Here is a 26,209-nt window from a genome sequence, read left to right as displayed (position 1 = left end):
GCTTCGATTAGTGGCGGCTTATTATTTCCTTTTTTCGAGTAAATCCACCAGGTCTTTACGTTATTATTTTCGGGAGCGCCTGGGCTACACCGGCTGGAAGGCCCGGAAAGCGATTTATACTACCTATTACAAGTTTGGGCAAACCCTTATTGATAAAGTAGCCGTTATGGCCGGGCTGAACCCTCGTTTAAGTTTTGATTTTGACGGGGAAGAATGGTTGCACCAGATGGTGCAGCAAGGTAAAGGAGGGCTCTTGCTGAGCGCCCATGTGGGTAATTGGGAAATTGCCGGGCATCTGCTTAAAAGATTAAAGGCACCGATTAATGTAGTGATGTATGATGGGGAGCAGGAACAGATAAAAGCCTACCTCGAAAATGTTACCGGTGGAAGAAATATGAAGCTGATTATTATCCGGGACGACATGAGCCATATTTTTGCAATTAATCAGGCATTGGACCGAAATGAACTGGTGTGTATGCACGCCGATCGTTTCCTGGAGGGAAATAAAATCCATTCCACCCGGTTTCTGGGGAAAACCGCTAATTTTCCGGTTGGTCCCTTTTTATTGGCGGCCAGCCTGCAGGTTCCGGTTAGTTTTGTATACGCATTTAAGGAATCTACCAGACATTACCATTTTTTTGCCAGTCAGCCGGTATTTTATACCAATGGTAACAGAGCGGAAAGATTAACCAATGCCTTGCAGGATTTTGTAACGGAAACAGAGCAAAAATTGCGGCTGTATCCTACTCAATGGTTTAATTTTTATGATTTCTGGAAAGTATGACACTACTGATCAACGAGCAATTAGAAACAATACTTCCGCAGCGCACGCCATTTGTAATGATTGATGCGCTGGTTGCTGATGATCCCGTCCAAACAGAAACCGCCTTTACCATTTTACCCGAAAATATTCTGATCAGGGACGGAAAAGCAACACCGGCTTTACTGATTGAGAATATTGCACAAACGGCTGCAGCAGGTGCCGGTTATAAGGCCCTGCAGGGAAATGGTCCGGTATTGGTAGGTTTCATAGGAGCCATAAAGAACCTTGAAATACATGCATTGCCGGAAGCAGGTACCCGACTGAAAACGATTACCAGGCAGGTCAATACGGTTTTTAATGTATCCATTGTGGAAGGATACGTTTATCAAAACGATCAATTACTAGCCTCCTGCGAAATGAAGATTTTTCTCCAGGAACCCCAATCATAACCATTAATACTAAAGCCATGAAAAAATGTGTTCAATTTCTAGTAGGTGGATTTTTATTGCTGAGCGCTACCGTTGCTGTGGCGCAAAAAAAAGCGGATATTCTCAATGAAGCAACGCCGCTCATTTACCTGGGCGTAGACTTCTCTAAAACAAAAGTGATCAATGATATTGCTGCAACGGCATACGACATTAAAAACCGGCATTTCCCGGGTATTAACCAGGTGGTAATTGCGGAACCCAAAAAATTCGACTGGCCAAAATATCTTGAGCGGGGTAATATTACCAATGATATCGAAGCTGTAACCGCCATTAATGAAAAGATTGATGAAAAGTCGATTAACAGTAACTCCACGGCCGACGAAAAGCACCTGAAAGAAGCGGATATTCAGGGGATGGTGAATAAATACGATCTTTCCGGCAAAAAGGGGATTGGTTTGGTTATTATAATGGAAGCCTTGAGTAAAACTGCTGAAGCTGCTTCTATGTACATAACCTTTATTGATCTTTCCAGTAAAAAAGTATTATACACAGAGCGGATGGTTGAAAAAGCAGGTGGTTTTGGCTTCCGTAACTATTATGCCAGCACCATTTATAAAGCCATGCAGACTATAAAAAAATCAAAACTCAAGTCCTGGCGTTCCAGCTTCGGATCCTGAGTGGTACAATCTATGAACAAAGGATCACTTTCATACACCACTGAACTGTCCGTACGATTTAATGAGGCAGACCCGCTGGGGATCGTATGGCACGGCCATTATGTGCGTTATTTTGAAGACGGCCGCGAAGCTTTTGGTCAGGCATTTGAACTAAGTTATCTGCATATCTATAAACAGGGGTATTCGGTTCCCATTGTTAAGATTGAAGCCGATTACAAGAAGTCATTAAAGTACGGCGACCGGGTAATTATCGAAACAGAATACATTCCCTGCCATGCTGCCAAGCTGCTGTTTCAGTACAGGTTGTATAATGCTGCTACCAGGGAACTGGTTGCAAAAGGATCCACCATACAGGTATTCCTGGATCATCCGGGAAATACTTTGCAGTTAACCAATCCGCCCTTTTATGAGGCCTGGAAAAAAAAATACCTAACCTCTTCTGACGGATGAACCGGGCTCCCGTATATATCATAGATCACCAGGTACTGACTCCCCTGGCCAGTGGCACCGCTGCAAACCTGGATGCAATTGCAGCAGGTAATTCTGCTGTTATGCCCAGCCGCCACCAGCTTTACCAGGATCAGGGTATCTGTGGTGCATTGTTCAGCCCGGCTCAATGGAAACAACTGAAAGAACCGCTCGGTGCAAATCTTACCAACTTTGAGGCGCTTCTTTTACATTCAATAACAGAGGTACTGCGTAGTTCGGAACTAAACCTGTCAGCGCCGGATACGGTTTTGATTTTGGCTTCCACCAAGGGAAATATTGGAGAACTGAATGAAGGCAGTACGGCTGCAGCCGAACGGGCAGGATTAGACCTGAGCGCTGCGAGGCTGGCTGCAGCACTGAACTATCATAGTGCTCCGCTTCTAATTTCCAATGCCTGTATATCAGGAATGACGGCTTTATTGGTAGCTAAACGACTTTTGCAGGCTGGCCACTACAAACATGCCCTGGTAGCAGGTGCCGATTGTATCAGCCCGTTTATCATGGCTGGTTTTAAATCATTTCAGGCATTGAGCACCTCCGAATGCCGTCCTTTTGACAAGGATCGGAACGGGTTAAACCTGGGCGAAGGGGCCGCCACCCTACTGCTCAGTACTGCGCGGCACGGCCCGGAAAAAATGGTCCTGAGCGGAGGGGCCACCTCGAACGATGCCAATCATATTTCTGGTCCGTCAAGAACGGGCGCAGAAATGGCATTTGCCATCCGGCAATCGATGCGGCAGGCAGGCCTTGAAGCGGGTAGGATCGGATTTATTTCGGCTCATGGCACTGCAACTCCCTATAACGATGAAATGGAATCCAAGGCATTTATTGCCGCGGAACTTGATAGGGTTCCTGCATTCAGCCTGAAAGCCTTTTTCGGACATACCCTGGGAGCCGCCGGATTAATTGAATCGGCCATATCACTGGAAGCATTGAAACGAGGCTGGCTTTTACCTTCACGTGGGTATGCAAACCATGGTGTAACAGCTGCCGTCAATATCTCGAAAGAATTAATTAAGCATCAATCTTTCCAACATTTTATAAAAACAGGATCGGGCTTCGGAGGATGCAATGCTGCCCTGGTCTTCTCAAAAACATCCAACTAATAGCAGTTCAATTATTATGAATCATTTTTCCAAAGACCGATTAACAGCTGTTGAAGCAAAAGAAGCCGCCCAAAGGGTTGCATTTGGCCCGGTAATGTTCCAGGCCGCCCAGGCAATGCGCAAAAATGGCCTGCTTCAAACCATCCGTGATGCAGGTAAAGCAGGCATTACTATTGAAGAAGCAGCTGCTAAATCAGGCCTGTCTCATTATGGTGCCAGGGTTTTGATGGAAGCCGGTTTGGGCATGGGGGCCTTTTTGCTGAATGAAGACAAATACAGTATCACCAAAATGGGTTTTTTCCTGTTGTCAGATCCCCTGACGAACGTAAACATGAATTTTATTGATGATGTTTGTTACGACGGACTGGCACAGTTAGAAGAAAGTATTGCCAATGGAAAACCCGAGGGCTTGAAAGTATTTGGAGAATGGTCTACTATTTATGAAGCGCTTTCAAAATTGCCTACACCAATTCAAAAAAGCTGGTTCGAATTTGATCATTATTATTCGGACGGTTCTTTTCCGCTTGTGTTACCAATGGTATTTGCAACTGGTGTAAAAAAGATAATCGATATTGGCGGTAATACCGGTAAATGGGCTATTTCCTGTGCACAATATGCCCCTGATATCTATGTTACCATCATGGATTTACCCGGACAGGTATCCATGGCAAAGGAAAAAATTGAGTCGCTTGGGCTTGCCGACCGCATTCATTTTCATCCGGTTAATATCCTGGATGAAACACAGCAGTTCCCCAAAGGTCATGACGGTGTTTGGATGAGCCAGTTCCTGGATTGTTTTTCTGACGATGAAATAACATCCATCCTTAAGCGCTGTTACGACGCAATTGATGAAAACGGTTATGTATTTATCCTGGAAAATTTCTGGGATTGTCAGCGATTCGAAGGAGCTGCCTTTAGTCTTCAAATGACATCGCTCTATTTTACGGCACTGGCAAATGGTAACAGCCAGATGTATGATTCGAAAGTTTTCAAGAAATGCATCTATGCCGCAGGCCTAAAAATAGAAGAACAGATTGATCATATAGGCGAAGGCGGGCATACCCTTCTTATTTGCCGTAAACAATAAAGTATCCATAAAGCAACCATATTTTTCAACCCAAAACGATCGTTGTGAAGCATATACAAACAGATGTCCTGGTCATTGGTGCTGGTCCTTCTGGCACTGTAGCGGCCTCCATTATTAAAAAAGCCGGCTATAAGGTTATGATAGTGGAGAAAATGAAATTTCCACGTTTTGTGATCGGGGAAAGTTTATTACCCCGGTGTATGGAAGCATTGGAAGAAGCCGGGTTTCTGGAAGCGGTGCGCGAGAAATCTTTTCAGGAAAAATATGGGGCGAAATTTGTTAAGGATGGAATGATCTGCGATTATTCCTTCGCTGATCAGTTTACCAAAGGCTGGAGCTGGACCTGGCAGGTGCCACGATCAGAATTTGATAAAACGCTGGCAGATTGCTGTGAAGCCATGGATATTCCGGTGCAGTATGAAACAACTGTAACGGATATCAGGTTCAATGGGTCGGATTCCGTCACAACTGTACAGGATAAAAATGGCGAAACCTATTCCATCGGCGCTCGTTTTATCGTAGACGGAAGTGGATATGGAAGGGTGATACCCAAATTATTTGGCCTCGACCGGCCTTCTTCACTGCCCGGAAGAAAGGCCTTGTTCTGCCATATGAAAGACGATAAAAGGATGGCCGTTCATGAACCCAACAGAATTACTATCGTAACCCATAAGCCGGGCGTATGGATCTGGGTAATTCCATTTTCAACCGGTATTACTTCTGTTGGCTATGTGGGCGACCCGGCTTTTTTTGAGAAATATCAAGGCAGTAACGAAGAAATATACAATTCTTTGCTGGAAGACGAACCCTACCTGGCAGATCGGTTCCGGGGAGCAGAAAAGATGTTTGAAGTACGTGTATTGGAATCCTGGTCGGCAACCTGTGATAAATTTTATGGTGATGGTTTTGTCCTAACCGGAAATGTTACGGAGTTCCTGGATCCGATTTTCTCATCGGGTGTAACACTTGCAACCGTCTCCAGCCAAACCGCCGCACATTTGGTGATCCGTACCTTACAGGGTGGTTCGGTTGATTGGGATAAGGAATACATGGAGCATATGATGCAGGGAGTAAATACCTTCCGTACCTATGTAAACTGTTGGTACGATGGAACCCTTGATACCATTTTCTTTTCCAAAAACCAGCAACCGGAGATTAAAAATATGATTTGCTCAGTGCTGGCCGGTTATGTGTGGGATAAGGAAAATCCATTCGTACACGAGCATTTTCGCCAGGTTAAAAAACTGGCCCGCACACTTACTTTAAAACAAATGCTCGAAGAAGGTTCATGAGTATGCAGGAAACAGCACCCTTTTGGATAAATGCAGCAGCGCGTATCAGCGGGCACAGGGCCTACCGGAACCAGGAATTGTTATTGGATAAACAGGGTATTCGTACAGATGAATTTCTTCTGGAATTATATAACAGGCTCGGGTTAGAATATCCTAAGTGGTTTAAAATGGACCGCCTTTCCAAACTTGGGCTATTGGCGGCGGAGCTGGTACTGAACCCCCCGTCTGACCATGAATTAAGGAACCCTTTTGAATGGGGAATTGTATTGGCAAACCGCCATTCGAGCCTGGATACCGACAGGAAGTTTGTGGATCAGCTGGCAGAAATTCCTAGTCCCGCTGTTTTTGTATATACATTACCCAATATCCTAATTGGTGAAATCAGTATCCGGCATGGATTTAAGGGCGAGCAGGCTTTTTTTATCCAGGAAGAATTTCCGGCAACACTGCTGGTGAATTATGTGAGCAGCCTTTTAGAGGAAGGAATAACCCATAGCTGCCTTATCGGATGGGCTGATATTCTGGGGGAAAGCTATAATGCAACGCTGTACAGAGTATCCCGGGTTCGGGAGGATTCAGTACATTCAATGCCATTTACAACTACTAATATTTATCAATATCTATATCATGAACAGGGAGCAGTTAGTTGAAGAATTAAAACAACAGATTATTGAACAATTGAATCTGCAGGTGAAACCGGCTGATATTGTGGCATCGGATCCTTTGTTCAATGAAGGATTGGGGCTTGACTCTATCGACGCGCTGGAGCTGATCGTTTTAATGCAGCAAAAATACCGCATTAAATTGGCCAATGCGGAAGATGGTCCGAAAGTATTTCAGTCGGTAGATACCATGGCTGATTTTATTTTGGCTAACCAAACAACACAAGCCGGCTGATATGCAGCAGGCAATTTACCTGGCAGGGAGAGGAGCCATATCCTGCATAGGTAATAATGTGGCAGAAAATATAGCAGCGCTACGGGAAGGCAGCGCAGGCCTGGGCCCCATACGATATCTTTCAACGGTCCATGCGGCTAGTTTCCCGGTTGGCGAAGTAAAGGCAACCAATACTGAACTGGCGCAAATGGCAGGGTGGAGTGGTACCAATAGCCGTACCTCGCTGCTAGGATTTATAGCTGCGCGGGAGGCCTTACAGAACGCGGGTCTCTGGGAAAACGACCGCGTAAAACAACAAATAAACGGGAAACGCCTTCGAATCGGCCTTATATCGTCCACAACAGTAGCAGGAATGGATCTGACAGAGAATTTTTTTCCTGCTTTCCTTGAGAATGCTGCTGCTGGAAAACTGCGCTATGTAAGGCAGCACGAAGCCGGTGCTACCACTGAACGGATTGCAGCCGGGTTAGGTATAAAGGATTATCTCAACACAATTAGTACGGCCTGTTCTTCTTCTGCCAATGCAATTATGCTGGGCGCCCGTTTACTTAAAGCCGGGCAGCTGGATATTGTACTTGCGGGCGGAACCGATGCCTTATCCAAATTCACGTTGAATGGGTTTAATACGCTGATGATCCTTGATCAGCAGCTTTGCCAGCCTTTTGATAAACAAAGGAGAGGCCTCAACCTTGGAGAAGGTGCCGGTTTTCTGGTATTGGTAAATGAAAAAACGGCTGCATTATTGGGAGGAAATTATACGGTAAAATTAGCTGGCTATGCCAATGCCAATGATGCACACCACCAGACAGCGTCCTCTCCCGATGGTACAGGCTCCTACCTGGCTATGAAAGGGGCACTTGAAATGGCCGGCGTTGAACCGGCCGCAATTGGTTATATCAACCTGCATGGCACAGGTACACAAAACAACGATTCCTCCGAAAGTACCGCTATCCAACGCCTTTTTGGGGATCGTTTTCCAGCAATGAGTACCACCAAATCCTACACGGGGCATACGCTGGCTGCCTGTGGCGCATTGGAAGCTATTTATTCGGCTGTTTCGCTGGAGGAACAGGTGCTGTTTCCGAGTTTACGGGTACAGCAGCCGGTAATAGAAGAACCTGGAGTAGTTGTAACCCAACTTCGCCAGGTAACCGGATTGAGGCATGTATTATCGAACTCCTTCGGTTTCGGGGGAAATTGTTCATCCTTATTTTTTTCACTGACCTGATATGTTTATTAACGGAGCTTCCGCCATATCGCCACTGCCTGTTTTTGATGCGCTGACCAAAGGAATCAATTTTGAATTCCTGACCGCTGCAAAAGGAAGAGTGGCAGAACCGGACTACAGTAACCTGATAGACCCTAAGCTGATCCGGCGCATGAGTCGTATTATCAGAATGGGGGTAGTTACTGCATTGGATGCATTAAAACAGGCAGCAATAGCGAATCCCGACGCTATTCTTACCGGCACTGCGTTCGGTTGCCTGGAGGATACCGGGGTTTTCCTGAAACGATTGGTGGAGAACAAGGAAGAAATGCTGACTCCTACTGCCTTTATTCAATCCACGCATAATACCGTTGGTGCACAGGTAGCCTTGCTGCTCAAATGCCATTCTTATAACAATACGTATGTGCAACGGGCACATTCTTTCGAATTGTCTTTGCTGGATGCGCAGCTCTGGTTAACGGAGCATGCCGGCCAGGCTGTTTTAGTAGGTGCGGCAGACGAACTAACGGATTATAGTTATAGTTTGCTGGAACGGTTTGGAACGTTTAAACACCAGTGTGGGGGCGAGGGCGCTGCATATTTCCTTGTGCAATCGGCTGCTTCCGCTAGCTCCTGGGCAGAAATCGAAACGATACATACCCTCTACCAGCCAACCGAAGAGGAATTACTGGAATTGGTAAGGAGTATTTCAGCGCCGGCCAAAGAGCAGCCAGTTGACCTGATCTTAAGCGGGGAAGAGAACCATGATGAAAAAGCGCATTTATACATGAATGTTAAGGCGGCAGCCGGAGATAATATTCCGGTGGTAAACTATAAACAATTCTGCGGAACCTATCCGACAGCATCGGCATTTGCCTGCTGGTTGGGAGCTTATTGGTTAAAGACAGGAACTATTCCTGCTGGGTGGGGACCGGTAATGCCAGCCAAACGGATCCTGATTTATCAAACGGATAACCTGGGATACCATTCCCTCATTCTGCTTAAAGCATGTTGACGCTAAAAAACTGTTCCATCCTGGTTGTCCTGTTTTTTATAGCGGCATTTTTGCTGCGGTTGCCTGCCTGGGTGTATATAATTATTTGTTTGGGTTATTTGCTTGTATTGGTATGGGGAAGCAGCCGCATACATTCACAGTTTTATACTTCTGTAATTTGTAGCGGTAATACCGCTAAGCCGGCCATTGCTATCAGTTTTGACGATGGTCCTCTACCAGCATACACACCTTCTATCCTGGCCAGCCTGGAGCAAGAAAACGTACCTGCCTGTTTTTTTTGTATAGGTAAAAATGTGAGCAGCCATCCTGAATTAACCAAACAGATAGTTAAACAGGGGCATATAATTGGCAATCATAGTTTTACTCATCATGGAATGTTTGATCTTTACTCCGCGTCGCGTATGCAGGCGGAGCTGGAAACAACCAATCAGCTGATATGGGAACTGACGGGTAAAAAAGTCCGTTTTTTCCGTCCGCCTTATGGAGTGACCAATCCCAACCTGGCGAAGGCTATTAAAAAAACCGGTATGACAACCATTGGCTGGAATATCCGGTCTATGGATACGGTTGCAAAAGACGAGCGTGGATTATTGGAAAAATTGTGGAAGCAGGTAAAGCCAGGTGCCATTGTTTTGTTTCATGATACCAAGCTGATAACTGACAGGATACTTCCTCAATTTATTGCCGGTGTAAGAAACCGGGGTTTTGAAATAGTACCCATTGATGAACTGATTAACGAAGAGGCTTATGCGTAAAATATTTTTGCTGCTGCTGATATTGTCAGGAACCCTAACTTATGCCCAGCACAAAGGATTTACTGCGGTAACGGATCCGGCGGCTTTCAGGACCGCATTTTCTCAGAAAGCGGCACAGGTTACGACCATCCGCTGTGATTTTACCCAGGAAAAGCACCTTAGCCTGCTCGCTGAAAAAATACTTTCCAAAGGAAAATTCTGGTTTAAAAAAGAAACCCTGGTTCGGATGGAATACCAGCATCCGTTTCAATACCTGCTGATTATAAATGGTAAGAATATTTATATAAAAGATGGTCAGAAAGAAAACAGGGTTTCAGTTCGTTCCAATAAGCTGTTTCAGAAAATCAATCAGCTTACCATTGATTGTATTAAAGGAACAGTATTTTCCAATCCTGATTTTTCTGTCAAAGCTTTTGAGAATAAACAACAGTACCTGGTGGAAATGACACCTGTTTCCAAAGATATGCTGGAGTTTTTCTCAACCATTCTTGTGCGCATAGATCGCTCAGATTATGCGGTATCAAGCATTAATATGATGGAGAAAGGAGGAGATTTTACCTTAATCAGTTTCCATAATAAAGAAGTAAACCAGGCCATAGCAGATGCAATATTTCAGCAGAAATAAATTGCTTGCAGGTTGCATAGCCTTTTGTGGCCTATTCTCCTGTCGTTCTGTTTATACCGGTATGGAGCAGGTTTCGGTTAAGGATAGCTGTTTGATGCCGCTACAACCTGTTTTTGTAAATGAATTGTATAAAGCACAGGTAACCATCACCAATCACCAGCTAAGCGGACTTTTATTAATTAAACAAATGCCTGATCAAAGCAGGCGCGTGGTTTTCTCCACAGAAACGGGCGTTAAATTCTTTGATTTTGAATTCACGGAAAATGGTGAATTTTCGGTAATCGACATATTAAAAAAATTAAATAAAAAAGTAATTGTTAACGCACTTCGTGAAGATTTTGAGCTTTTATTGATGCAAGAAAGGGGGAAAATACCCGGAAAACTCCTGAAAAACGAATTGTACTTTTATCATGGTTATGCGAAAGGTAAAAAACAGGCCTGGTATTTGACAGATTTGAATTGCCAGCAGCTGGTGGGAGCAGAACTTTCTTCTAAAAGAAAACCATTAGTACAGTTGAAGTACTTCCATCAGGGAACCGGCAGTCCGGACTCAATTTTCCTAAAGCACCTGAATTTTAAATTCAACATAGCACTCAAAAAATTAGAGCGATGATACTCACGGGTGATTTTTTCACCATGCAAACGCTTGATAAGGGCGATGGTATGGTTAAGGCCGGGTTATTATGGAATGCAGAGCATCCAATTTTTAAAGGGCATTTTCCCGGGCAGCCGGTAGTACCCGGAGTTTGTATGATACAATTGATTCAGGAAACCCTGGAACAGGCCCTTGACAAACCGGTGCAATTAATATCCAGTAGCCAGATAAAATTTCTGCATGTTATTGATCCTCACCAATTTCCGGCTACTGATCTGTTGATCCAGTACAGTGTAAACGCAATGGGCACCTACCAGGTCAGCTCCACCCTCCAATTAGGAAACACTACATTTTTGAAAATGAATGCCGTGTTTTCAGCCTGATACCAGGCCGGGTTGCGTTCTTATTAAAGAAGGTTCAGTATTTTTGCGTAAACTTTGCGTTATGCGACCTGTGAGGTGGATACTGTTTTTATTATTGCTGTTACCGTTTTCTTTTAATGCGGAAGCCCAGTGTTCTATTTGTACCAAAACGGCCCAGCAAATGGGTGAAAAACCGGCAAAAGCACTGAACTCAGGAATTATTTATCTTGCTGCAACACCGCTGGCCCTGATGGGTTTTATAGGCTATCGCTGGTGGAAATCAAACCGCGATATGTTCTGATACTATCCTTATATTTATCCAAATACGGATAGATATGAGAGTTCTTCTACTACTATTATTCCCCCTGTTTTCGCTTGCACAGTCTTTGCCTTCCATTGACGAAAAAACGAAAGGATGGGAAAAAATTAATGGATTACTACCTTATTATCTGGATGCGGCAAATGGTAAAATCTGGCTTGAGATAGACCGGACAGACCAGGAGCTCTTATATTGTATTTCGCTTCCGGCTGGCTTAGGTTCCAATGATATCGGGCTCGATAGAGGCTTGCTTGGATCTCAACATATTATAAGGTTTGTGAAAAATGGAAAAAAACTTTTCCTGCAACAACCTAATTATGATTACAGAGCCAATAGTTCTGACCCGCTGGAACGTAAAGCCGTAGAAGAATCCTTCGCTTCTTCTATACTCTGGAGTTTTACGATCGAAGCTGCCAGTGGTAACACCCTGCTGGTAGATGCAACAGATTTTTTGTTACGGGATGCGATGAAAGCTGCAGGCCGTATCAAAGCCGCTAAACAGGGAAATTTTTTGGTGGATAAAGCCAGGTCAGGGATCTATTTTCCCGCCACTAAAAATTTCCCGAAAAATACGGAACTGGATGCTACAATTACGCTGGTGAACAATGATGGCGAAGTAGGAAATCTGGTTCGATCCGTTGCAGCCAGCGGCGATGCTATTACCCTCAGAATGCATCATTCCTTTGTTGAATTACCAGATGGCGGGTATAAACCCCGTGTATTTGATCCGAGAGCTGGTTATTTTCCGATCTCCTACTATGATTATAGCTCACCGGTATCTGAACCAATCGAAAAATATTTTATAAGAAGACATCGGTTGGAGAAAAAAAATCCGGAAGCAGCTATCAGCGAGCCGGTAAAGCCCATTATTTATTACCTCGATAACGGAACACCGGAACCCATCCGTTCCGCTTTGCTGGACGGAGCCCGTTGGTGGAACCAGGCTTTTACCGCCGCAGGCTTTAAAGATGCTTTCCGGGTTGAACTTTTGCCGGAAGGTGCAGACCCTATGGATATCCGTTATAATATGATTAACTGGGTACACCGAAGTACCCGGGGCTGGAGTTATGGAGCGGGCGTAACCGACCCGAGAACAGGAGAGATCATAAAGGGTAATGTTACACTTGGTTCTCTTCGGGTTCGGCAGGATTATCTGATTGCGCAAGGCTTGCTGGCCCCTTTTGAAAAAGGTATTCCGGCCAATGATAGGATGCTGAAAATGGCCATTGCCAGGCTTCGTCAGTTAGCAGCCCATGAAGTAGGGCATACCCTTGGCCTTGCACATAATTACGCCTCCAGCGTAAATAACCGGGCAAGCGTTATGGATTATCCACATCCTTTGGTAAAGTTCAGTTCCAATGGCGAACTCGATCTGGAAGATGCCTATGATACAAAAATCGGTGAGTGGGATAAACTGGCTATCAGCTTTGGATATGCACAGTTCTCAAAAAATACCAATGAAACAGCAGCGCTTGATAAGCTGTTAAGAGAGGGTGCTGCAAAAGGATTATTGTTTATTGCTGACCGGGATTCCAGGGCGCCCGGAGGATCGCATCCGCAGGCACATTTATGGGATAACGGCGCGGATGCAGCAGAGGAACTGAAACATGTGATGAAAGTACGGCTAAAAGCATTAACTGATTTTGGCGCTAATAGTATCCGTAATGGTACCCCGCTTGCAATGCTGGAAGATGTACTGGTACCTGTTTATTTTTATCACAGATACCAGGTAGAAGCAACTGCAAAACTGCTTGGAGGGGTTGCGTACAGTTATGCTTTGAAAGGGGATGGTAGTGCCGCTATGAAAATGGTACCCAAAGCAGAACAACTGAAAGCACTGGATGCTATCCTTCAAACCATTGATCCGACTGCCTTAAACATACCGGATAATATTCTCCGGTTGATTCCACCCCGACCAGCGGGGTATGCTGGTTCCCGCGAATTATTTAACAAACGAACCGGTTTGAATTTTGATCCTCTTTCGCCTGCGGAAACCGCAGCAGATCTGCCATTTTCCTTTCTTTTTCATCCAGACCGGATCAACCGTATGGAAATTCAAGGGTACCAGGGTGGATTATCTGCAGGAGAAATGGCTGAACGACTGATAAACGCAACGTTTAAGGCTGCCCGAAGAAGTGGGATAGAAGCCATGATTCAACAACAAACCGAACAGGTGCTTTTAACCTACCTGCTGAACTGGTCGGTAAACGAGTCGGTATCAATGCCGGTGAGGGCCCGTGGACTGGCAATTGTACAAGACCTGAAAAACTGGCTGGAAGCAGCGCTGAAAGCTGGCTCAGATCCTGCACTCAACGCTCATTATGCCTTTGCACTGGAACGTATGAAAGCTCCCGATAAAGCTAAACCTACGCAGCATGCAGTAATTCCGCCGGGCGCGCCGATAGGGTGTGAGTGAGGGAGAAAGGAGAAGGACAGAGGGGTTAGGTGCTGAATTGTTGAACAAATTGATACAGGTTAAAGGCATGGCGGTCCTGCAGGTCTTCGATGGCTTCTTTTAGGCGCTGTTTGTTAACGTCCTTCATCCGCTTGCGTTCAATGAGATGATAAGCACGCTCGGCCAGCAGCCAGGCACGTTTATCGGAAATCGTATGCTGCGAAAGCTGATCTTCTATCGCAGACAACCAATCACTGATACCCGCTTTCTGAGAGGCAATGGTTTTAATGATGGGTAATTCTGATTGGGTGTTGCTGAAACCAGGCGCCAGCATGGAACGCAGGTTTCTGGTAAATAAATCAGCATCTGGCCGGTCAGCTTTGTTTACCAGGAATATATCCGCAATTTCCATAAGTCCGGCTTTCATGGTCTGGATCTCATCCCCTGCCTCGGGCACCAATACCACGGTGGTACAATCTGCTAACCCAACAATTTCTATCTCACTTTGTCCTACTCCTACGGTTTCAACAAGTATATAATCGAATGGCGTTACTTTCAGCAATTCTGTAATTTCTATAATGTGTGGATGCAGTCCCCCCAGTGAACCACGCGTAGCGAGCGAACGGATAAATACCGAAGCGTTATTGTACCAATTGCTCATACGGATCCGATCACCAAGCAATGCTCCTAAATGAAAAGGAGAAGAAGGATCTACGCAAAGAACAGCTACCGTTTTTTTCTGGCGGATCAGTTCTCCGATTAAAGCGTCTACGAGGGTAGATTTTCCCGCGCCAGGTGGGCCGGTTATTCCAATTATAGGGGTGGTATGATGTGGCAATGCCGTCAGTAATTCTTCATAACCGGGTACTTCATTTTCAATCAACGAGATGGAACGCGCAATACTCTTCACATCACCATGTAAAATTTTAGACAATAGTTGGTCCCACATGCTATGAAGTTATTGAATCCTGCAGAACATTACAATGGATGGTAATTGCTTAATTGTTCTTAATATTGTTTGTATAAGCAGTATGACAAATTTTGTTCCCATATTTCCATTAGGTATTGTTGTTTACCCCGGAGAGCAATTAAACCTGCATATTTTTGAACCCCGGTATAAACAACTAATCAGTGAATGTGTAGCAGAAAATAAGCTGTTTGGAATTCCGACCGTACTGGAGAATAAACTGGGAGAATGGGGTACACTTGTAAGGGTGCAGAAGGTTAGTAAAACCTACGAAAATGGTGAAATGGATATTGAAACAGAAGGATTATCCATTTTCAAAGTGCTGGAAGTAGTAAAAAGTATTCCTGACAAATTATACAGTGGCGCCATTGTACACTATCCCGAAAATGTAGAGGGAAGAGGAAATCCGAACCTGATGCAAAAACTGATCAGTAATATCCGTGACCTGCACAAATTACTGAAACTGGAAAAGAGCTTTAAAAAACCCGACGAGCTGCTGATAAGCTATGATGTTGCCCATCATGCCGGTTTATCACTACAGGAAGAATATGAGCTGCTGGGCCTAATGCATGAGCTGCAGCGGCAGGAATACCTGAAACGTCACCTGGCCAAAGTGCTACCGGTACTGGCGGAAATGGAACTGTTAAAGGAAAAAGTCAAGCTCAACGGCCATTTTAAAAACCTATCTTCGCTCGATTTTGAACTGTAAATCCAGCGAAACCCAGTATGGCTTCCACTACAATCTGTTTTGATTTTGGAAATACCCGCCAAAAAATGGCGGTTTTCAGGGAGGGCAATCTTATAGGGATTTACCCGATTGAACGCCTTGATATTGCTGCGTTTACGGCTATTTTGGAAGCGTATCGGCCAGATAAAACCATACTTTCCTCGGTTATGAACCATCCGCCGGAGCTGGAAACCTTTTTACAGGAAAGAACGGATTTTCATAAACTTTCGCACCTTACCCAGCTGCCATTTACCACACCTGTGGGTAAACCGGAAACAATCGGCGCCGACCGGCTGGCACTGATAGCGGCCGCAGTTAACCTGTTTCCAGATAAAAATAACCTGGCAATTGCCCTGGGTACGGCCATAACCTACAATTTTGTGAACCGTAATCATGAATTCCTGGGCGGAGGTATTTCGCCAGGTATGGAAATGCGGTTCCGGAGCTTGAAAGACTATACGGCCCTGCTGCCGTTGGTGAAGGAAGACTGGAATTTTCCGCTGGTAGGGTATGATACCGTAACGAATATCACCAGTGGAGTCATTTTAGGAATGGCCAAGGAAATAGATGGTTTTATCGATGCGTATAAAGAACGGTACGGGAACTTTAACGTGCTGTTAACCGGGGGTAATTCCGGCTATTTTGTCCCCCACCTAAAAAACAGGATATTTGCCGACCAGAATTTAATCTTTAAAGGACTGTATGCGATCAGTGAGTGTAATTAAACAACCAATAACCCAACTGTTTTTAGCCGTACTGCTGTTTTGTGGGATGGTTACCAATGCCCAGGAAAACTCGCCGTACTCCCGATATGGCTGGGGTAACCTGGTTCCCTCCACCCCGATCGTAACCCGGGGTATGGGCGGTATTACCACGGGATATGTCGACTACGATGAGCGATTTGATGTGAAACAAGGTGTTCCCCGCTACCTGAAGCCACAGGCCATCAATTTTATGAATCCTGCTTCTTATGCCAGATTACGAACTACTTCTTTTGACCTGGGGTTTGAAGTCGAAAACCAGGTATTGCAGGAACAGAATGTGATCGAAAAGTATAAAGCAAGTTTTGCCAATATTTCCTACCTGCAACTAGGTGTTCCCCTAAGCAGGAAGCGAAATTTTTCCATGGTGCTGGGCCTTCGGCCGATTAGCCGCATCAATTATCAGATCCAGGCATTTGCCCGTGAGCAAAATCCCGAAACCGGTGCCAGTATTGATTCTACACTCACGCTGTACCAGGGTAAAGGCGGTTCTTACCAGGCATTTCTGGGTTTAGGTAAGGGCTTCGGTAATTTCAGCATAGGTGCCAACGTAGGCTATTTCTTCGGAACAAAAGATTTTGGAACCCGTAAATCATTTATCAACGACAGCGTGGTTTATTACAAAGGAAATTACCAGACCAAGATCAATTTTGGCGGGGTCTCCTTTAACACTGGTATCCAATATCGGGCTAAATTAAGTAAGGATATCCGCATGGTTCTGGGAGCAACGGCCACATTTTCAAGCGAATACAACGCAAACAAAGATATTATCCGCGAAACGTTTGAATACGACCAATCGGGTGGAACGCTTATCCGGGACAGTGTATACCGGGAGGAAGGCGTACAAGGTACCGTAATTTTCCCCAGCACCTATTCTGGCGGGTTTACATTTGAGCGCCTGGATAAATGGCTGATCGGGGCCGAATATTCAACCACTTCCTGGGACGATTTTAGGTTGTATGGGGCGAAGGATTCGGTGGGATCTACCTTTAAATTCAGAATAGGCGGGCATTTTATTCCCAATGCCTACGGTTCCAACTACTGGGGCCGGGTTACTTACCGGGTGGGCTTCAATTATGGAACCGACTATATCCGCTATGCCGGTGAAGAACTCAAACAATACGCAGTAACTGCGGGTTTTGGTTTTCCTATCCGCCCGAACCGGTTCAGCAACCAATATACGAACCTGAACCTTGGACTCGAATTCGGCAGAAGGGGAACACCTGAAACCCGTTTGCAGGAAAATATGTTTCGGCTTTCTTTCGGTGTTACCCTCAGCGATCTGTGGTTTGTGAAACGCAAATATGACTAATTCCTTACGTTATAGTAGCACTTCAAGAATAACAGCACTGCTAGGGTGCTGTATTTTTTTTGCCCTGCTGCTAACAGCCTGTGAAAATACACAGGAGGAGTTGAATGCTCTCTCCAAAAAGAGAATAGCCGTAGAAGAAGCTAAGTTTATAGAAAGCTATCTTAGCCAGGGAGGAAAGATGAAAGCCCGGCTTACTGCACCGGTAATGAACCGGTACCAGACAGATTCTCCTTACATTGAATTTCCGAATAGCCTGCATGTAGACTTCTATAACGACAGCCTGAAGGTGGAAAGCCAGCTGAATGCCAAATACGGGCGCTACCGGGAAACAGAACAGCGGGTTTTTCTTCGCGATAGCGTAACAGTGTTTAACCAGAAAAAAGATACCCTTAAAAGCAAGGAGCTTTGGTGGGATCAGAACAAAGAAATATTCTACACCGATAAAGACGTAGAAATTCACCAGCCTGATAAGATTATTTATGGCAAAGGGCTGGAGGCAGACCAGTCGTTTAACTGGTACCTCATCAAAGAAATTACCGGTCAGGTACTGGTACCAAAAGGAGGTTTTGGTGCGGCTGCTGTAACAGATTCAACCGCTTCACCTGCCGTTGATTCAACAGGGGGCCGTGTTAGTCCGCCGCCGCTGAAAGCCCCCGATAAGGGAAAAGATAGTCTGAAAATCATCTAGTTATGTTATATCGTAGAATGGGCAGAACCGGCCTTCAACTCAGTGCACTAAGTTTTGGCAGTTGGGTAAGCTTTCATAAGCAAATTGGAGACTCCATGGCGGATGAGCTAATGGGCCTGGCATATGACCAGGGGATTAATTTTTTTGACAATGCCGAAGGCTATGCACTGGGGGAAAGCGAAAAAATGATGGGCCGCGTATTAAAGGCCAAAGGGTGGGACCGCAGCTCCTACGTTTTATCGAGCAAAGTTTTTTTTGGCTGGCGAGAGCACAATAAGCCGAATCAAACCGGTTTGAGCCGAAAACATATCGTAGAAGCCTGTCATGAAGCATTGGGTCGTTTGCAGACAGACTACCTCGATCTCTATTTCTGTCACCGCCCCGATCCGAATGTTCCTATTGAAGAAGTAGTTTGGACCATGCACCACCTGATTCAACAGGGAAAAATCCTTTATTGGGGTACCAGTATGTGGAGTGGCGCTGAAATTATGGAAGCACATCGTGTTGCCCAACAGTACCGGTTGATTGGCCCGGTAGTGGAACAGCCACAGTACAATATGTTTGAGCGATTAAAAATGGAACAGGACTACCTGCCGGTTTTCCGCAATGTGGGCATGGGCACCACTATCTGGAGCCCGTTGGCTGCCGGATTTCTTACGGGCAAATACCTGGATGGATTTCCAGCGGGCAGCAGGCTGGGAATGGAAGGCTTTGAATGGCTGAAAGATCGCTGGCTACAGGAAGATAAAATTTCCAAATTAAAACAACTCCATAAACTGGCAGCCGAAATGGGGGTTTCTATGGGAAATCTGGCAATTGCCTGGACACTTCGCAACCCCTACACGACCACTGCTATTCTGGGTGCTACTAAAAAGGAACAGTTAACAGAAAACCTTCGATCGCTTGAAATTTTACCACTTCTTACAGACCCGATTTGCGCGCAGATCGACGAAATCCTTGGCAATAAACCCTTCCTGAACCTGGCCTGATAGGTTTATACCGGGTGGCATCCACCCACCGGTGAAGGAAAAGAAAAAACCCGATGCAATGGACTGCATCGGGTTTTTAAATTCTTTGTACGTTCAGAACCAACGGGTCTCGGCCATCGATAGGTACAAATTTTTTTCAGGACGTGGTCATTCACTAGGAATTGGATACTGTGATACTGGATTCTAAAAACTTACTACTTTGTCAGCTAACGAAATCGAATCACTTGGTTTTTCTTCGGAACATTGGTTTTTCTGGTCTTTCTTCCGGATAATTGGATACTTGGTCTTTTCTGGATATTTGTGATGCACTTGGTTTTTCGGCTTTCGCCTTTAGGATAATTGGATACTTGGTTTTTTTGGATCTTGGATGCCCGATTTACATCGGTCTTGGTTTTTCTAAGGATTTGGGTGATTTGTTATCGATCACTGACATAACAAAAGTATAAATAGGGCTATACCTGTGCAAGAGGGCTATTGCTGAATTTGCCTGCTTCATGATTTACTTGCAAATTCGTAAAATTACGATCGGAATTCTGGTAGAACTCTGCTAACTTCCGTTAGTATATTGAAAAACAAGGGAAAAAACCTTACTAAAAGCCCGATTTACCATGCCGTTTAAGAATAAAAATGTCCTGATCACCGGTGGAAGCCGTGGAATTGGCAAAGCCATTGCAGTACGGTTAGCTGCGGAAGGAGCCAATATAGCAATAGCCGCAAAAACTACGGAACCGCATCCAAAGCTGGACGGAACTATTTATACGGCTGCCGAAGAGATAAAAGCAGCAGGTGCCGGTATAGTACTTCCCTTACAGGCAGATATTCGATTCGAAGAAAGTATAGAAGAAGCGGTGAAAACCACGGTAGAGAAATTGGGCGGAATTGACATACTTATTAATAATGCCAGTGCCATCAGCCTTACGCCAACAGAACAAACTGAAGCTAAACGTTGGGACCTCATGCACGGAATTAATGTACGGGGCAGTTTTTTAATGGCAAAAGCCTGTATTCCGCACCTGAAAAAATCACATAACCCGCATATCCTGAATTTGTCGCCTCCAATTAATATGGATCCTCGCTGGTTTGCCCCCCACCTGGCATACACCATGAGCAAATATGGGATGAGTATGGTTGTGCTTGGCCTGGCAGAGGAACTAAAACCCCATCGGATTGCCGCTAATGCCCTCTGGCCTAAAACCACTATTGCTACTGCGGCGGTTGAAAACCTGTTGGGAGGCGATTTCCTTATACAGCGGAGCCGTACCCCCGAAATTGTGGCGGATGCAGCATTTTATATCCTGCAAAAGCCTTCTTTCGAGTGTACGGGTAATTTCTTTATCGACGAAGAAGTACTAAAAGCAGCAGGCATTACGGAATTCAGCAAATATGCGGTAAACCCCCATCAGAAACTGATGAATGATCTATTCATCTGATTTCGCCTGAAGGGTGTTGCTGCTTAGGCTTCCGGCCGCATCTGCGGGAACAACAATACATCCTGTATGGATGGCTGGTTGGTCAGCAGCATGCACAAACGGTCAATGCCAATCCCGATTCCTGCAGTAGGAGGCATTCCATATTCAAGGGCCCGAAGAAAGTCCTGGTCTATGAACATGGCCTCATCATCCCCCCGTTCCATCAGTTTAACCTGCTCTTCAAAACGTTCTCGTTGATCAACCGGGTCATTTAATTCAGAATAGGCGTTGGCAATTTCTTTCCCGTTGATCATCAGTTCAAAACGTTCTACCAATCCGGGTTTGCTCCGATGCTTTTTGGTAAGCGGACTCATTTCTACCGGGTAATCAATAATAAAAGTGGGTTGTATATAGGTATGTTCGCTGGTGGCACCGAAGATCTCATCAATTAATTTGCCTTTGCCAATAGAAGGAGCTACCTCTATTTTAAGTTGTTTACAAACATCCCTTAAGCCCGGTTCATCGAGCTGGCTGATATCTATGCCGGTGTTTTCCAGGATGGCATCAAAAATGGAAATACGCTTAAAGGGCGCTTTAAAGCTGATGGTTTTATCACCTACCACCAGTTCAGTGCCGCCATGTAATGCAATTGCAACTTTTTCGAGTAATTGCTCGGTGGTGTCCATCATCCAGTTGTAATCCTTGTAAGCGGTATACCATTCCAGGATGGTGAATTCCGGGTTATGGGTGCGATCCATGCCCTCGTTACGGAAATTCCGGCTGAATTCATAAACCCAGTCAAACCCGCCTACCACCAACCGCTTCAGGTATAATTCATTCGCAATTCTGAGGTAGAACGGCACGTCGAGCGCATTATGGTGCGTTATAAACGGACGGGCAGCAGCCCCTCCCGGAATGGCCTGTAATACCGGCGTATCTACTTCCAGGGCGCCGCGTTCATTCAGGAAATCGCGGATGGTATTGATCATTTTTGTGCGCTTCACAAAGGTTTCCCGTATCTGCGGGTTGATGACCAGGTCGGCATAGCGCTGGCGGTATTTGAATTCCGGATCAGTTACTTCATCAAAGGTTTGCCCATCGGCCTCTTTTACAACCGGAAGGGGTTTCAAAGATTTGGTAAGCATGGTCAATTCGGTAACATGTACCGAGGTTTCACCCGTTTTGGTGGTGAAAACAAATCCTTTAATTCCGAAAATATCACCCAGGTCGGTCAGGTGTTTCCATACTTTATCATAGAGCGTTTTATCCTCACCCGGACAAATATCATCTCTTCGCACGTAAATCTGGATACGGCCCGAGCTGTCCTGCAATACGGCAAAACTCGCTTTTCCCATGTCACGTACGCTCATGATCCGCCCGGCCAGGCATACTTCCGCAAAATCGGCCTTATTTTCTTCTCCTTTATACTGTTCTTTAATGTAGGCAGCACTGGTAGTAACCGGGAAACTTGGAGCCGGATAAGGATCAATCCCCAGTTCCTGCAGTTGCAATAACTTCTCTCTTCTTATCTGTTCTTGTTCTGAAAATTGCATTCGCCAAAATTTGAAGCGCAAAAATAACGTATCCGCCCCAGAAGCCAAACATTACAATTCTTTAATACTTGGTTTACACGGGGGTAATATCCAGGTGAGAAATTTGAAAAACATCCCATTATGGAAAGACGTCCCCTTGATGTAGCAATTTTGTCTGATCTGCACCTGGGTACCTACGGTGCTAAAGCAAAGGAGGTCCTCAACTACCTTAAGAGTATAGCACCACAAATGCTGATTCTCAATGGCGATGTCATTGATGCCTGGCAATTCAGCAAACATTATTTTCCGGCATCCCATATGGCCGTGGTTAAAGAAGTGCTGTGCATGATGGCCAAAGGCACCCGGGTTATTTATATTACCGGTAACCACGATGAAATAATGCGGCGGTATTCGGATATCGAATTAGGAAACTTTCAATTAACCGACAAACTGGTTATTGAAATCAATTCAAAAATGACCTGGATCTTCCATGGAGATGTATTTGATAATACCACCAAAGGAGCAGCCAAGTTTTGGGCGAAACTGGGCAGCAGCGGGTATGGTTTCCTGATTCTCCTGAACCGGGCCATTAATACCCTGATGAAATGTATCGGCAGGGAGCGGGTTAGCTTATCCAAATCAGTAATGGCCGGTGTCAACAAAGCAGTAACCCGTATCAACGATTTTGAGATGACGGCCGCAGAAATTGCCATTGAAAAAAAATACGATTACGTGATCTGCGGGCATATTCATCAACCGCAAAAAAGAATGGTTGAAACGGATCTGGGAAAAGTTATGTACCTGAACAGTGGAGATTGGGTGGAACATATGACCTCCCTGGAATTTTACCAGAATGACTGGCATATTTATACCTATGATGAAAAACAATTTGAGAACAGCAAAGTAGAAATTGAAAAACCTATCCTGAACGTTGTAACCGATGAGGTAAATTTTTATGTACAATCACTTGCTATATAACCCCTACCCCTAAACCCTAAGCGGTTCTAAAACTACACAGCACCATGAAACTTCTTCTTTCAGTACAGGCAACCGGCAATGGCCATATCAGCAGGGCCGCCCAGTTATTACCCTATCTTCAACGGTATGGAAAAGTAGATGTATTCCTGAGCGGGGCCAATGCACAATTACAGAACGATCTGCCGGTTCGGTACCGGAGTAAAGGCTTGAGCCTGTTTTACAATACAACCGGCGGATTGGATTACCGGAAAATTGCTTCCCAGTTAAACCCGACCCGTATCTGGAGAGAAATCAAAGCACTGCCGGTTGAAAAATACGATGTGGTGATCAATGATTTTGAATCCATCACGGCAATGGCATGCAGCTATAAAAAAATACCTTCGGTTCACCTTGGTCACCAGGCTTCTTTTCAGTCGGACCTGGTTCCGCGGCCGGGAAATCCGGAGTTCTTAGGGGAGTGGATTTTAAAGAACTATGCAAGAGCTACGCAGTATATAGGCCTGCATTTTAAAAAATACGACGATTTTATTTTTGAGCCGGTTATCAAAAAAGAACTACTTCAGGCCGATCCGCAGAATAAAGGCCATATAACCGTATACCTTTCGGCCTATGAAGACGGGGCATTGCTGCCGGTGCTTCAACAGTTAAAAGCGTTTCAGTTCCAGGTTTTTTCAAAACAGGTTCGGCAGGTTGAACAACATAAGAATGTAAAACTGATTCCGGTAAATCAGCGGCTCTTCAATGAAAGCATGATCAACTCTTTTGGAGTTATTACGGGTGCCGGTTTTGAAACACCTGCTGAAGTTATGCACCTGGGTAAAAAACTGCTGGTTATTCCGATACAGGGTCAATATGAACAGAACTGCAATGCTGCTGCTTTACAACAACTGGGCATCCCGGTATTAAAAAAGATAGATGCGGGCTTCCCCACCGCTTTTTTACAATGGATCGGGTCTGAAAACTATAACCCGCTCCATTACCGTAATAGTATTCCGGAAATGTTGGGCTACCTGATGGATAATTACCCGTCGAAAGGTGTAGCCCTGGAGTTATTGTATCCCGACCTGATGCTTGGTTAGTTCAATGCCAGTAAAATCTGCCAGGCTTCCTGCACTTTCTGTTGGTCGAGTAATTCTTTGGCATAACGGTGTAATTCCAGCTCCATTTCATCGGGGGTAATGGCATAATACTGGAAAATACTTTTGAGCCGTTCATCCTCATACGCCGGATCAACCGTGGGCAGTTCATGAACATTGGCCAGTTGTCCGAGATTGTTTCCGGTTAACACCCGGCTGTTACGAATGGGTTCGGGTAAAGCATCTACTCCTATACCAAGCTGGGTATTGGGTTTTTCCAGCTCAAATAAATTGGCTGCAGTGACTTTACAATACCAATTGCCTCCCAGCCGGGCGGTAAGTTCCAGTTTTTGCTGATCAATCATAGTACCCTGGTCATTCAGGATACTATCGGCAACATGCATCCGCAATACTTCGCATATCACCAAACAGCCGGCACCGCCTTCCATTCCCAGTGGTTTGGTTTCCAATACCCTGCATTCAAGCTGTACTTTACTTTCTTTTACCCGGGGAGGTTGGATAAGGGTTGATTTTAGTTCGGTAAAACCGGCTTTTATAAATTCATTGGTGCCTTTGGGATATTCACAACTCGATAAAGACATTTGCTGTACCATGTCATAATCAACCACATTGATAACCACTTCGGGTACTTCCAGTATGTTTTCCAGGGTATGTTTGGAACTATTGTCCCGAACCCGCCGGGAAGGAGAAAAAACCAGAATCGGCGGGTTGGCAGAAAACATATTAAAAAAGGAAAAAGGGCTCAGGTTTACCTCTCCGGCTTTATTGATAGTGGAGGCAAAACAAATCGGCCTTGGGCCAATAGCGTGTTGCAGCCACTGTTGTTTTTGCGCCGGGGTTAGGGTATTAAGATCAAGCTGCATGGGTCATTTTTTTCTGGAAAAGATGGAATAGTCGGTTGGTTCTGCCACTATAGTGTTGGTAAGGATACCCAACTGCTCGATGCGCAGTTCCACTTTATCGCCGTCTTTTAACCATTGTGCTTCAAAAGCCGGGTCATTTAATTTGCCGGTACCATTTAGTTCAAGAAAACATCCTGTGCCCACTGTACCACTTCCGATTACATCGCCGGGGTGCAGCGTTACCCCATAGGAACAGCGCTCAATAATTTCTGCAAATGTCCAATCCATATCACCCAGGTTTCCGTCACTCACCTGTATGCCGTTTACATGGCATTGCATGCGCAGGTTCCAGTTTTTGCCCGTATGTCCGGGTTTGGCGGGTATTTCAAAGGGTTCCAGTTCATCAGTTGTTACCAGCCAGGGGCCGATCACCGTGGAAAAATCCTTGCCTTTAGCCGGACCCAGGTTCAGTAACATTTCTTCCATTTGCAACCGTCTGGCACTCATATCGTTCATGATCATCAACCCGCCGATATACGCATCCGCATTTTCAGCCCTGATATTACGTCCGGCTTTACATATTACAACGGCAGCTTCCAGCTCAAAATCGAGTTGTTCGAAATGATCGGGCATACATACAATATCTCCGGGCCCCTGGATACTGGTATGATTGGTAAAATAAAATATCGGGTACTGATCAAATTCGGGAATCATTGGTGCTTTTCGGTTACGGCGGGCAGCTTCCACGTGTTGGCGGAAAGCATACCCGTCTCTGCAGGTGGTAGGAAACGGAACCGGCGCAAGCAGGTATGCTGAGTCAGCAGAAAAGCCCTTATCTTTTGAAATACGGCCTGATTTTATCATTTCCTCGCCTGTTTTTGCAACCGGGTAGGAG

Annotated in this window: 29 protein-coding genes; 25 read left to right on the top strand and 4 right to left on the bottom strand. The window is 45.2% G+C overall.

What is annotated here, in order from left to right; all coding sequences use genetic code 11:
- From A1D16_RS11705 to A1D16_RS11625, 17 genes are all read left to right on the top strand, one after another.
- The coding region (locus A1D16_RS11705; RefSeq protein WP_290709648.1) for a lipid A biosynthesis acyltransferase at positions 1-784 on the top strand (784 nt) is incomplete at its 5' end.
- Positions 781-1,212 carry a 3-hydroxyacyl-ACP dehydratase gene (locus A1D16_RS11700; RefSeq protein WP_290709646.1) on the top strand — a complete coding sequence of 144 codons (432 nt, stop codon included), beginning with the start codon at positions 781-783 and terminating at the stop codon, positions 1,210-1,212. The genes A1D16_RS11705 and A1D16_RS11700, both read left to right, overlap by 4 nt.
- A 17-nt stretch (positions 1,213-1,229) precedes the next feature.
- Entirely contained in the window at positions 1,230-1,868 is a 639-nt protein-coding gene (locus A1D16_RS11695) for a hypothetical protein (RefSeq protein WP_290709644.1), read from the top strand.
- Between the two features lie 12 nt (positions 1,869-1,880).
- Positions 1,881-2,318: an acyl-CoA thioesterase gene (locus A1D16_RS11690; protein WP_290709642.1), complete on the top strand. Its 438-nt coding sequence runs from the start codon at positions 1,881-1,883 to the stop codon at positions 2,316-2,318.
- Entirely contained in the window at positions 2,315-3,463 is a 1,149-nt protein-coding gene (locus tag A1D16_RS11685) for a beta-ketoacyl synthase N-terminal-like domain-containing protein (RefSeq protein ID WP_290709641.1), read from the top strand. The genes A1D16_RS11690 and A1D16_RS11685 overlap by 4 nt, the downstream gene beginning before the upstream one ends.
- A 16-nt stretch (positions 3,464-3,479) precedes the next feature.
- Positions 3,480-4,550, top strand: a complete 1,071-nt coding sequence (locus tag A1D16_RS11680; RefSeq protein WP_290709639.1) for a methyltransferase — start codon at positions 3,480-3,482, stop codon at positions 4,548-4,550.
- Positions 4,551-4,594: 44 nt separating this feature from the next.
- Entirely contained in the window at positions 4,595-5,842 is a 1,248-nt protein-coding gene (locus tag A1D16_RS11675) for an NAD(P)/FAD-dependent oxidoreductase (RefSeq protein ID WP_290709637.1), read from the top strand.
- Complete coding sequence (locus A1D16_RS11670) at positions 5,839-6,492, top strand: hypothetical protein (protein WP_290709635.1); 654 nt, start codon at positions 5,839-5,841, stop codon at positions 6,490-6,492. The genes A1D16_RS11675 and A1D16_RS11670 overlap by 4 nt, the downstream gene beginning before the upstream one ends.
- Complete coding sequence (locus A1D16_RS11665; RefSeq protein WP_290709633.1) at positions 6,470-6,739, top strand: phosphopantetheine-binding protein; 270 nt, start codon at positions 6,470-6,472, stop codon at positions 6,737-6,739. The genes A1D16_RS11670 and A1D16_RS11665 overlap by 23 nt, the downstream gene beginning before the upstream one ends.
- 1 nt (position 6,740) lies before the next feature.
- Positions 6,741-7,967, top strand: coding sequence for a beta-ketoacyl-[acyl-carrier-protein] synthase family protein (locus A1D16_RS11660; RefSeq protein ID WP_290709632.1), 1,227 nt, complete (start codon positions 6,741-6,743; stop codon positions 7,965-7,967).
- Between the two features lies 1 nt (position 7,968).
- Entirely contained in the window at positions 7,969-8,961 is a 993-nt protein-coding gene (locus tag A1D16_RS11655; RefSeq protein WP_290709630.1) for a beta-ketoacyl synthase chain length factor, read from the top strand.
- The gene (locus tag A1D16_RS11650) at positions 8,955-9,716 is read left to right on the top strand and encodes a polysaccharide deacetylase family protein (protein WP_290709628.1); all 762 of its coding nucleotides are present in this window, start codon (positions 8,955-8,957) and stop codon (positions 9,714-9,716) included. Before A1D16_RS11655 ends, A1D16_RS11650 begins: the two co-directional genes overlap by 7 nt.
- Positions 9,709-10,341 carry an outer membrane lipoprotein carrier protein LolA gene (locus A1D16_RS11645; RefSeq protein WP_290709626.1) on the top strand — a complete coding sequence of 211 codons (633 nt, stop codon included), beginning with the start codon at positions 9,709-9,711 and terminating at the stop codon, positions 10,339-10,341. Before A1D16_RS11650 ends, A1D16_RS11645 begins: the two co-directional genes overlap by 8 nt.
- A 187-nt stretch (positions 10,342-10,528) precedes the next feature.
- Positions 10,529-10,954 carry a hypothetical protein gene (locus A1D16_RS11640; protein ID WP_290709624.1) on the top strand — a complete coding sequence of 142 codons (426 nt, stop codon included), beginning with the start codon at positions 10,529-10,531 and terminating at the stop codon, positions 10,952-10,954.
- On the top strand, positions 10,951-11,319 hold the full coding sequence (locus A1D16_RS11635; RefSeq protein WP_290709622.1) for a hypothetical protein: 369 nt from the start codon (positions 10,951-10,953) through the stop codon (positions 11,317-11,319). Before A1D16_RS11640 ends, A1D16_RS11635 begins: the two co-directional genes overlap by 4 nt.
- 61 nt (positions 11,320-11,380) lie before the next feature.
- On the top strand, positions 11,381-11,599 hold the full coding sequence (locus tag A1D16_RS11630) for a hypothetical protein (protein ID WP_290709620.1): 219 nt from the start codon (positions 11,381-11,383) through the stop codon (positions 11,597-11,599).
- 34 nt (positions 11,600-11,633) lie between these two features.
- Complete coding sequence (locus tag A1D16_RS11625) at positions 11,634-14,033, top strand: zinc-dependent metalloprotease (protein ID WP_290709618.1); 2,400 nt, start codon at positions 11,634-11,636, stop codon at positions 14,031-14,033.
- A 25-nt stretch (positions 14,034-14,058) separates the two neighbouring features.
- Here the strand turns inward: A1D16_RS11625 and meaB are convergent, their stop codons facing one another.
- A complete protein-coding gene (gene meaB, locus A1D16_RS11620; RefSeq protein ID WP_290709616.1) occupies positions 14,059-14,961 on the bottom strand; it encodes a methylmalonyl Co-A mutase-associated GTPase MeaB in 903 nt (300 codons plus the stop codon).
- 82 nt (positions 14,962-15,043) lie between these two features.
- Here meaB and A1D16_RS11615 point away from each other — a divergent pair, with 82 nt between their 5' ends.
- The 6 genes from A1D16_RS11615 (at position 15,044) to A1D16_RS11590 (ending at position 20,886) form a co-directional block, all read left to right on the top strand.
- On the top strand, positions 15,044-15,688 hold the full coding sequence (locus A1D16_RS11615) for an LON peptidase substrate-binding domain-containing protein (RefSeq protein WP_290709614.1): 645 nt from the start codon (positions 15,044-15,046) through the stop codon (positions 15,686-15,688).
- A 17-nt stretch (positions 15,689-15,705) separates the two neighbouring features.
- Positions 15,706-16,431, top strand: a complete 726-nt coding sequence (locus A1D16_RS11610) for a type III pantothenate kinase (protein ID WP_290709612.1) — start codon at positions 15,706-15,708, stop codon at positions 16,429-16,431.
- Positions 16,409-17,779, top strand: a complete 1,371-nt coding sequence (locus A1D16_RS11605) for a hypothetical protein (protein WP_290709610.1) — start codon at positions 16,409-16,411, stop codon at positions 17,777-17,779. Before A1D16_RS11610 ends, A1D16_RS11605 begins: the two co-directional genes overlap by 23 nt.
- Entirely contained in the window at positions 17,772-18,467 is a 696-nt protein-coding gene (lptC, locus tag A1D16_RS11600; protein ID WP_290709608.1) for an LPS export ABC transporter periplasmic protein LptC, read from the top strand. The genes A1D16_RS11605 and lptC overlap by 8 nt, the downstream gene beginning before the upstream one ends.
- 2 nt (positions 18,468-18,469) lie before the next feature.
- Positions 18,470-19,456 (top strand): aldo/keto reductase, encoded by a 987-nt coding sequence (locus A1D16_RS11595; protein WP_290709606.1) that lies wholly within the window; start codon positions 18,470-18,472, stop codon positions 19,454-19,456.
- Between the two features lie 608 nt (positions 19,457-20,064).
- Positions 20,065-20,886, top strand: a complete 822-nt coding sequence (locus tag A1D16_RS11590; RefSeq protein ID WP_290709604.1) for an NAD(P)-dependent oxidoreductase — start codon at positions 20,065-20,067, stop codon at positions 20,884-20,886.
- A 23-nt stretch (positions 20,887-20,909) separates the two neighbouring features.
- Here A1D16_RS11590 and lysS read toward each other — a convergent pair whose 3' ends face one another.
- Positions 20,910-22,418 (bottom strand): lysine--tRNA ligase, encoded by a 1,509-nt coding sequence (lysS, locus tag A1D16_RS11585; RefSeq protein WP_290709602.1) that lies wholly within the window; start codon positions 22,416-22,418, stop codon positions 20,910-20,912.
- Between the two features lie 120 nt (positions 22,419-22,538).
- Here lysS and A1D16_RS11580 point away from each other — a divergent pair, with 120 nt between their 5' ends.
- Complete coding sequence (locus A1D16_RS11580) at positions 22,539-23,375, top strand: UDP-2,3-diacylglucosamine diphosphatase (RefSeq protein WP_290709600.1); 837 nt, start codon at positions 22,539-22,541, stop codon at positions 23,373-23,375.
- A 44-nt stretch (positions 23,376-23,419) separates the two neighbouring features.
- Positions 23,420-24,454, top strand: coding sequence for a glycosyltransferase family protein (locus A1D16_RS11575; protein WP_290709598.1), 1,035 nt, complete (start codon positions 23,420-23,422; stop codon positions 24,452-24,454).
- Here A1D16_RS11575 and A1D16_RS11570 read toward each other — a convergent pair.
- Entirely contained in the window at positions 24,451-25,335 is an 885-nt protein-coding gene (locus A1D16_RS11570) for a flavin reductase family protein (RefSeq protein ID WP_290709596.1), read from the bottom strand. The two genes, A1D16_RS11575 and A1D16_RS11570, sit on opposite strands and share 4 nt — an antisense overlap.
- 3 nt (positions 25,336-25,338) lie before the next feature.
- Positions 25,339-26,209 (bottom strand): fumarylacetoacetate hydrolase family protein (locus A1D16_RS11565; RefSeq protein WP_290709594.1); only part of this gene is annotated, 871 nt, incomplete at its 5' end.

This window comes from Flavihumibacter sp. CACIAM 22H1 (assembly GCF_001601815.1).
GTDB lineage: Bacteria > Bacteroidota > Bacteroidia > Chitinophagales > Chitinophagaceae > Flavihumibacter.
This window is presented reverse-complemented; position numbering and strand designations above follow the sequence as displayed.

What these genes read in the sequence shown, in the direction of transcription:
- A1D16_RS11645 (WP_290709626.1), top strand. Translation starts at nt 9,709, where the DNA reads ATGCGTAAAATATTTTTGCTGCTGCTGATATTGTCAGGAACCCTAACT.
- meaB (WP_290709616.1), bottom strand. Translation starts at nt 14,961, where the DNA reads ATGTGGGACCAACTATTGTCTAAAATTTTACATGGTGATGTGAAGAGT.
- A1D16_RS11595 (WP_290709606.1), top strand. Translation starts at nt 18,470, where the DNA reads ATGTTATATCGTAGAATGGGCAGAACCGGCCTTCAACTCAGTGCACTA.
- A1D16_RS11580 (WP_290709600.1), top strand. Translation starts at nt 22,539, where the DNA reads ATGGAAAGACGTCCCCTTGATGTAGCAATTTTGTCTGATCTGCACCTG.
- lysS (WP_290709602.1), bottom strand. Translation starts at nt 22,418, where the DNA reads ATGCAATTTTCAGAACAAGAACAGATAAGAAGAGAGAAGTTATTGCAA.
- lptC (WP_290709608.1), top strand. Translation starts at nt 17,772, where the DNA reads ATGACTAATTCCTTACGTTATAGTAGCACTTCAAGAATAACAGCACTG.
- A1D16_RS11605 (WP_290709610.1), top strand. Translation starts at nt 16,409, where the DNA reads ATGCGATCAGTGAGTGTAATTAAACAACCAATAACCCAACTGTTTTTA.
- A1D16_RS11695 (WP_290709644.1), top strand. Translation starts at nt 1,230, where the DNA reads ATGAAAAAATGTGTTCAATTTCTAGTAGGTGGATTTTTATTGCTGAGC.
- A1D16_RS11615 (WP_290709614.1), top strand. Translation starts at nt 15,044, where the DNA reads ATGACAAATTTTGTTCCCATATTTCCATTAGGTATTGTTGTTTACCCC.
- A1D16_RS11610 (WP_290709612.1), top strand. Translation starts at nt 15,706, where the DNA reads ATGGCTTCCACTACAATCTGTTTTGATTTTGGAAATACCCGCCAAAAA.
- A1D16_RS11655 (WP_290709630.1), top strand. Translation starts at nt 7,969, where the DNA reads ATGTTTATTAACGGAGCTTCCGCCATATCGCCACTGCCTGTTTTTGAT.
- A1D16_RS11680 (WP_290709639.1), top strand. Translation starts at nt 3,480, where the DNA reads ATGAATCATTTTTCCAAAGACCGATTAACAGCTGTTGAAGCAAAAGAA.
- A1D16_RS11685 (WP_290709641.1), top strand. Translation starts at nt 2,315, where the DNA reads ATGAACCGGGCTCCCGTATATATCATAGATCACCAGGTACTGACTCCC.
- A1D16_RS11570 (WP_290709596.1), bottom strand. Translation starts at nt 25,335, where the DNA reads ATGCAGCTTGATCTTAATACCCTAACCCCGGCGCAAAAACAACAGTGG.
- A1D16_RS11630 (WP_290709620.1), top strand. Translation starts at nt 11,381, where the DNA reads ATGCGACCTGTGAGGTGGATACTGTTTTTATTATTGCTGTTACCGTTT.
- A1D16_RS11665 (WP_290709633.1), top strand. Translation starts at nt 6,470, where the DNA reads ATGAACAGGGAGCAGTTAGTTGAAGAATTAAAACAACAGATTATTGAA.
- A1D16_RS11650 (WP_290709628.1), top strand. Translation starts at nt 8,955, where the DNA reads ATGTTGACGCTAAAAAACTGTTCCATCCTGGTTGTCCTGTTTTTTATA.
- A1D16_RS11660 (WP_290709632.1), top strand. Translation starts at nt 6,741, where the DNA reads ATGCAGCAGGCAATTTACCTGGCAGGGAGAGGAGCCATATCCTGCATA.
- A1D16_RS11625 (WP_290709618.1), top strand. Translation starts at nt 11,634, where the DNA reads ATGAGAGTTCTTCTACTACTATTATTCCCCCTGTTTTCGCTTGCACAG.
- A1D16_RS11640 (WP_290709624.1), top strand. Translation starts at nt 10,529, where the DNA reads ATGCCTGATCAAAGCAGGCGCGTGGTTTTCTCCACAGAAACGGGCGTT.
- A1D16_RS11690 (WP_290709642.1), top strand. Translation starts at nt 1,881, where the DNA reads ATGAACAAAGGATCACTTTCATACACCACTGAACTGTCCGTACGATTT.
- A1D16_RS11670 (WP_290709635.1), top strand. Translation starts at nt 5,839, where the DNA reads ATGAGTATGCAGGAAACAGCACCCTTTTGGATAAATGCAGCAGCGCGT.
- A1D16_RS11590 (WP_290709604.1), top strand. Translation starts at nt 20,065, where the DNA reads ATGCCGTTTAAGAATAAAAATGTCCTGATCACCGGTGGAAGCCGTGGA.
- A1D16_RS11635 (WP_290709622.1), top strand. Translation starts at nt 10,951, where the DNA reads ATGATACTCACGGGTGATTTTTTCACCATGCAAACGCTTGATAAGGGC.
- A1D16_RS11575 (WP_290709598.1), top strand. Translation starts at nt 23,420, where the DNA reads ATGAAACTTCTTCTTTCAGTACAGGCAACCGGCAATGGCCATATCAGC.
- A1D16_RS11700 (WP_290709646.1), top strand. Translation starts at nt 781, where the DNA reads ATGACACTACTGATCAACGAGCAATTAGAAACAATACTTCCGCAGCGC.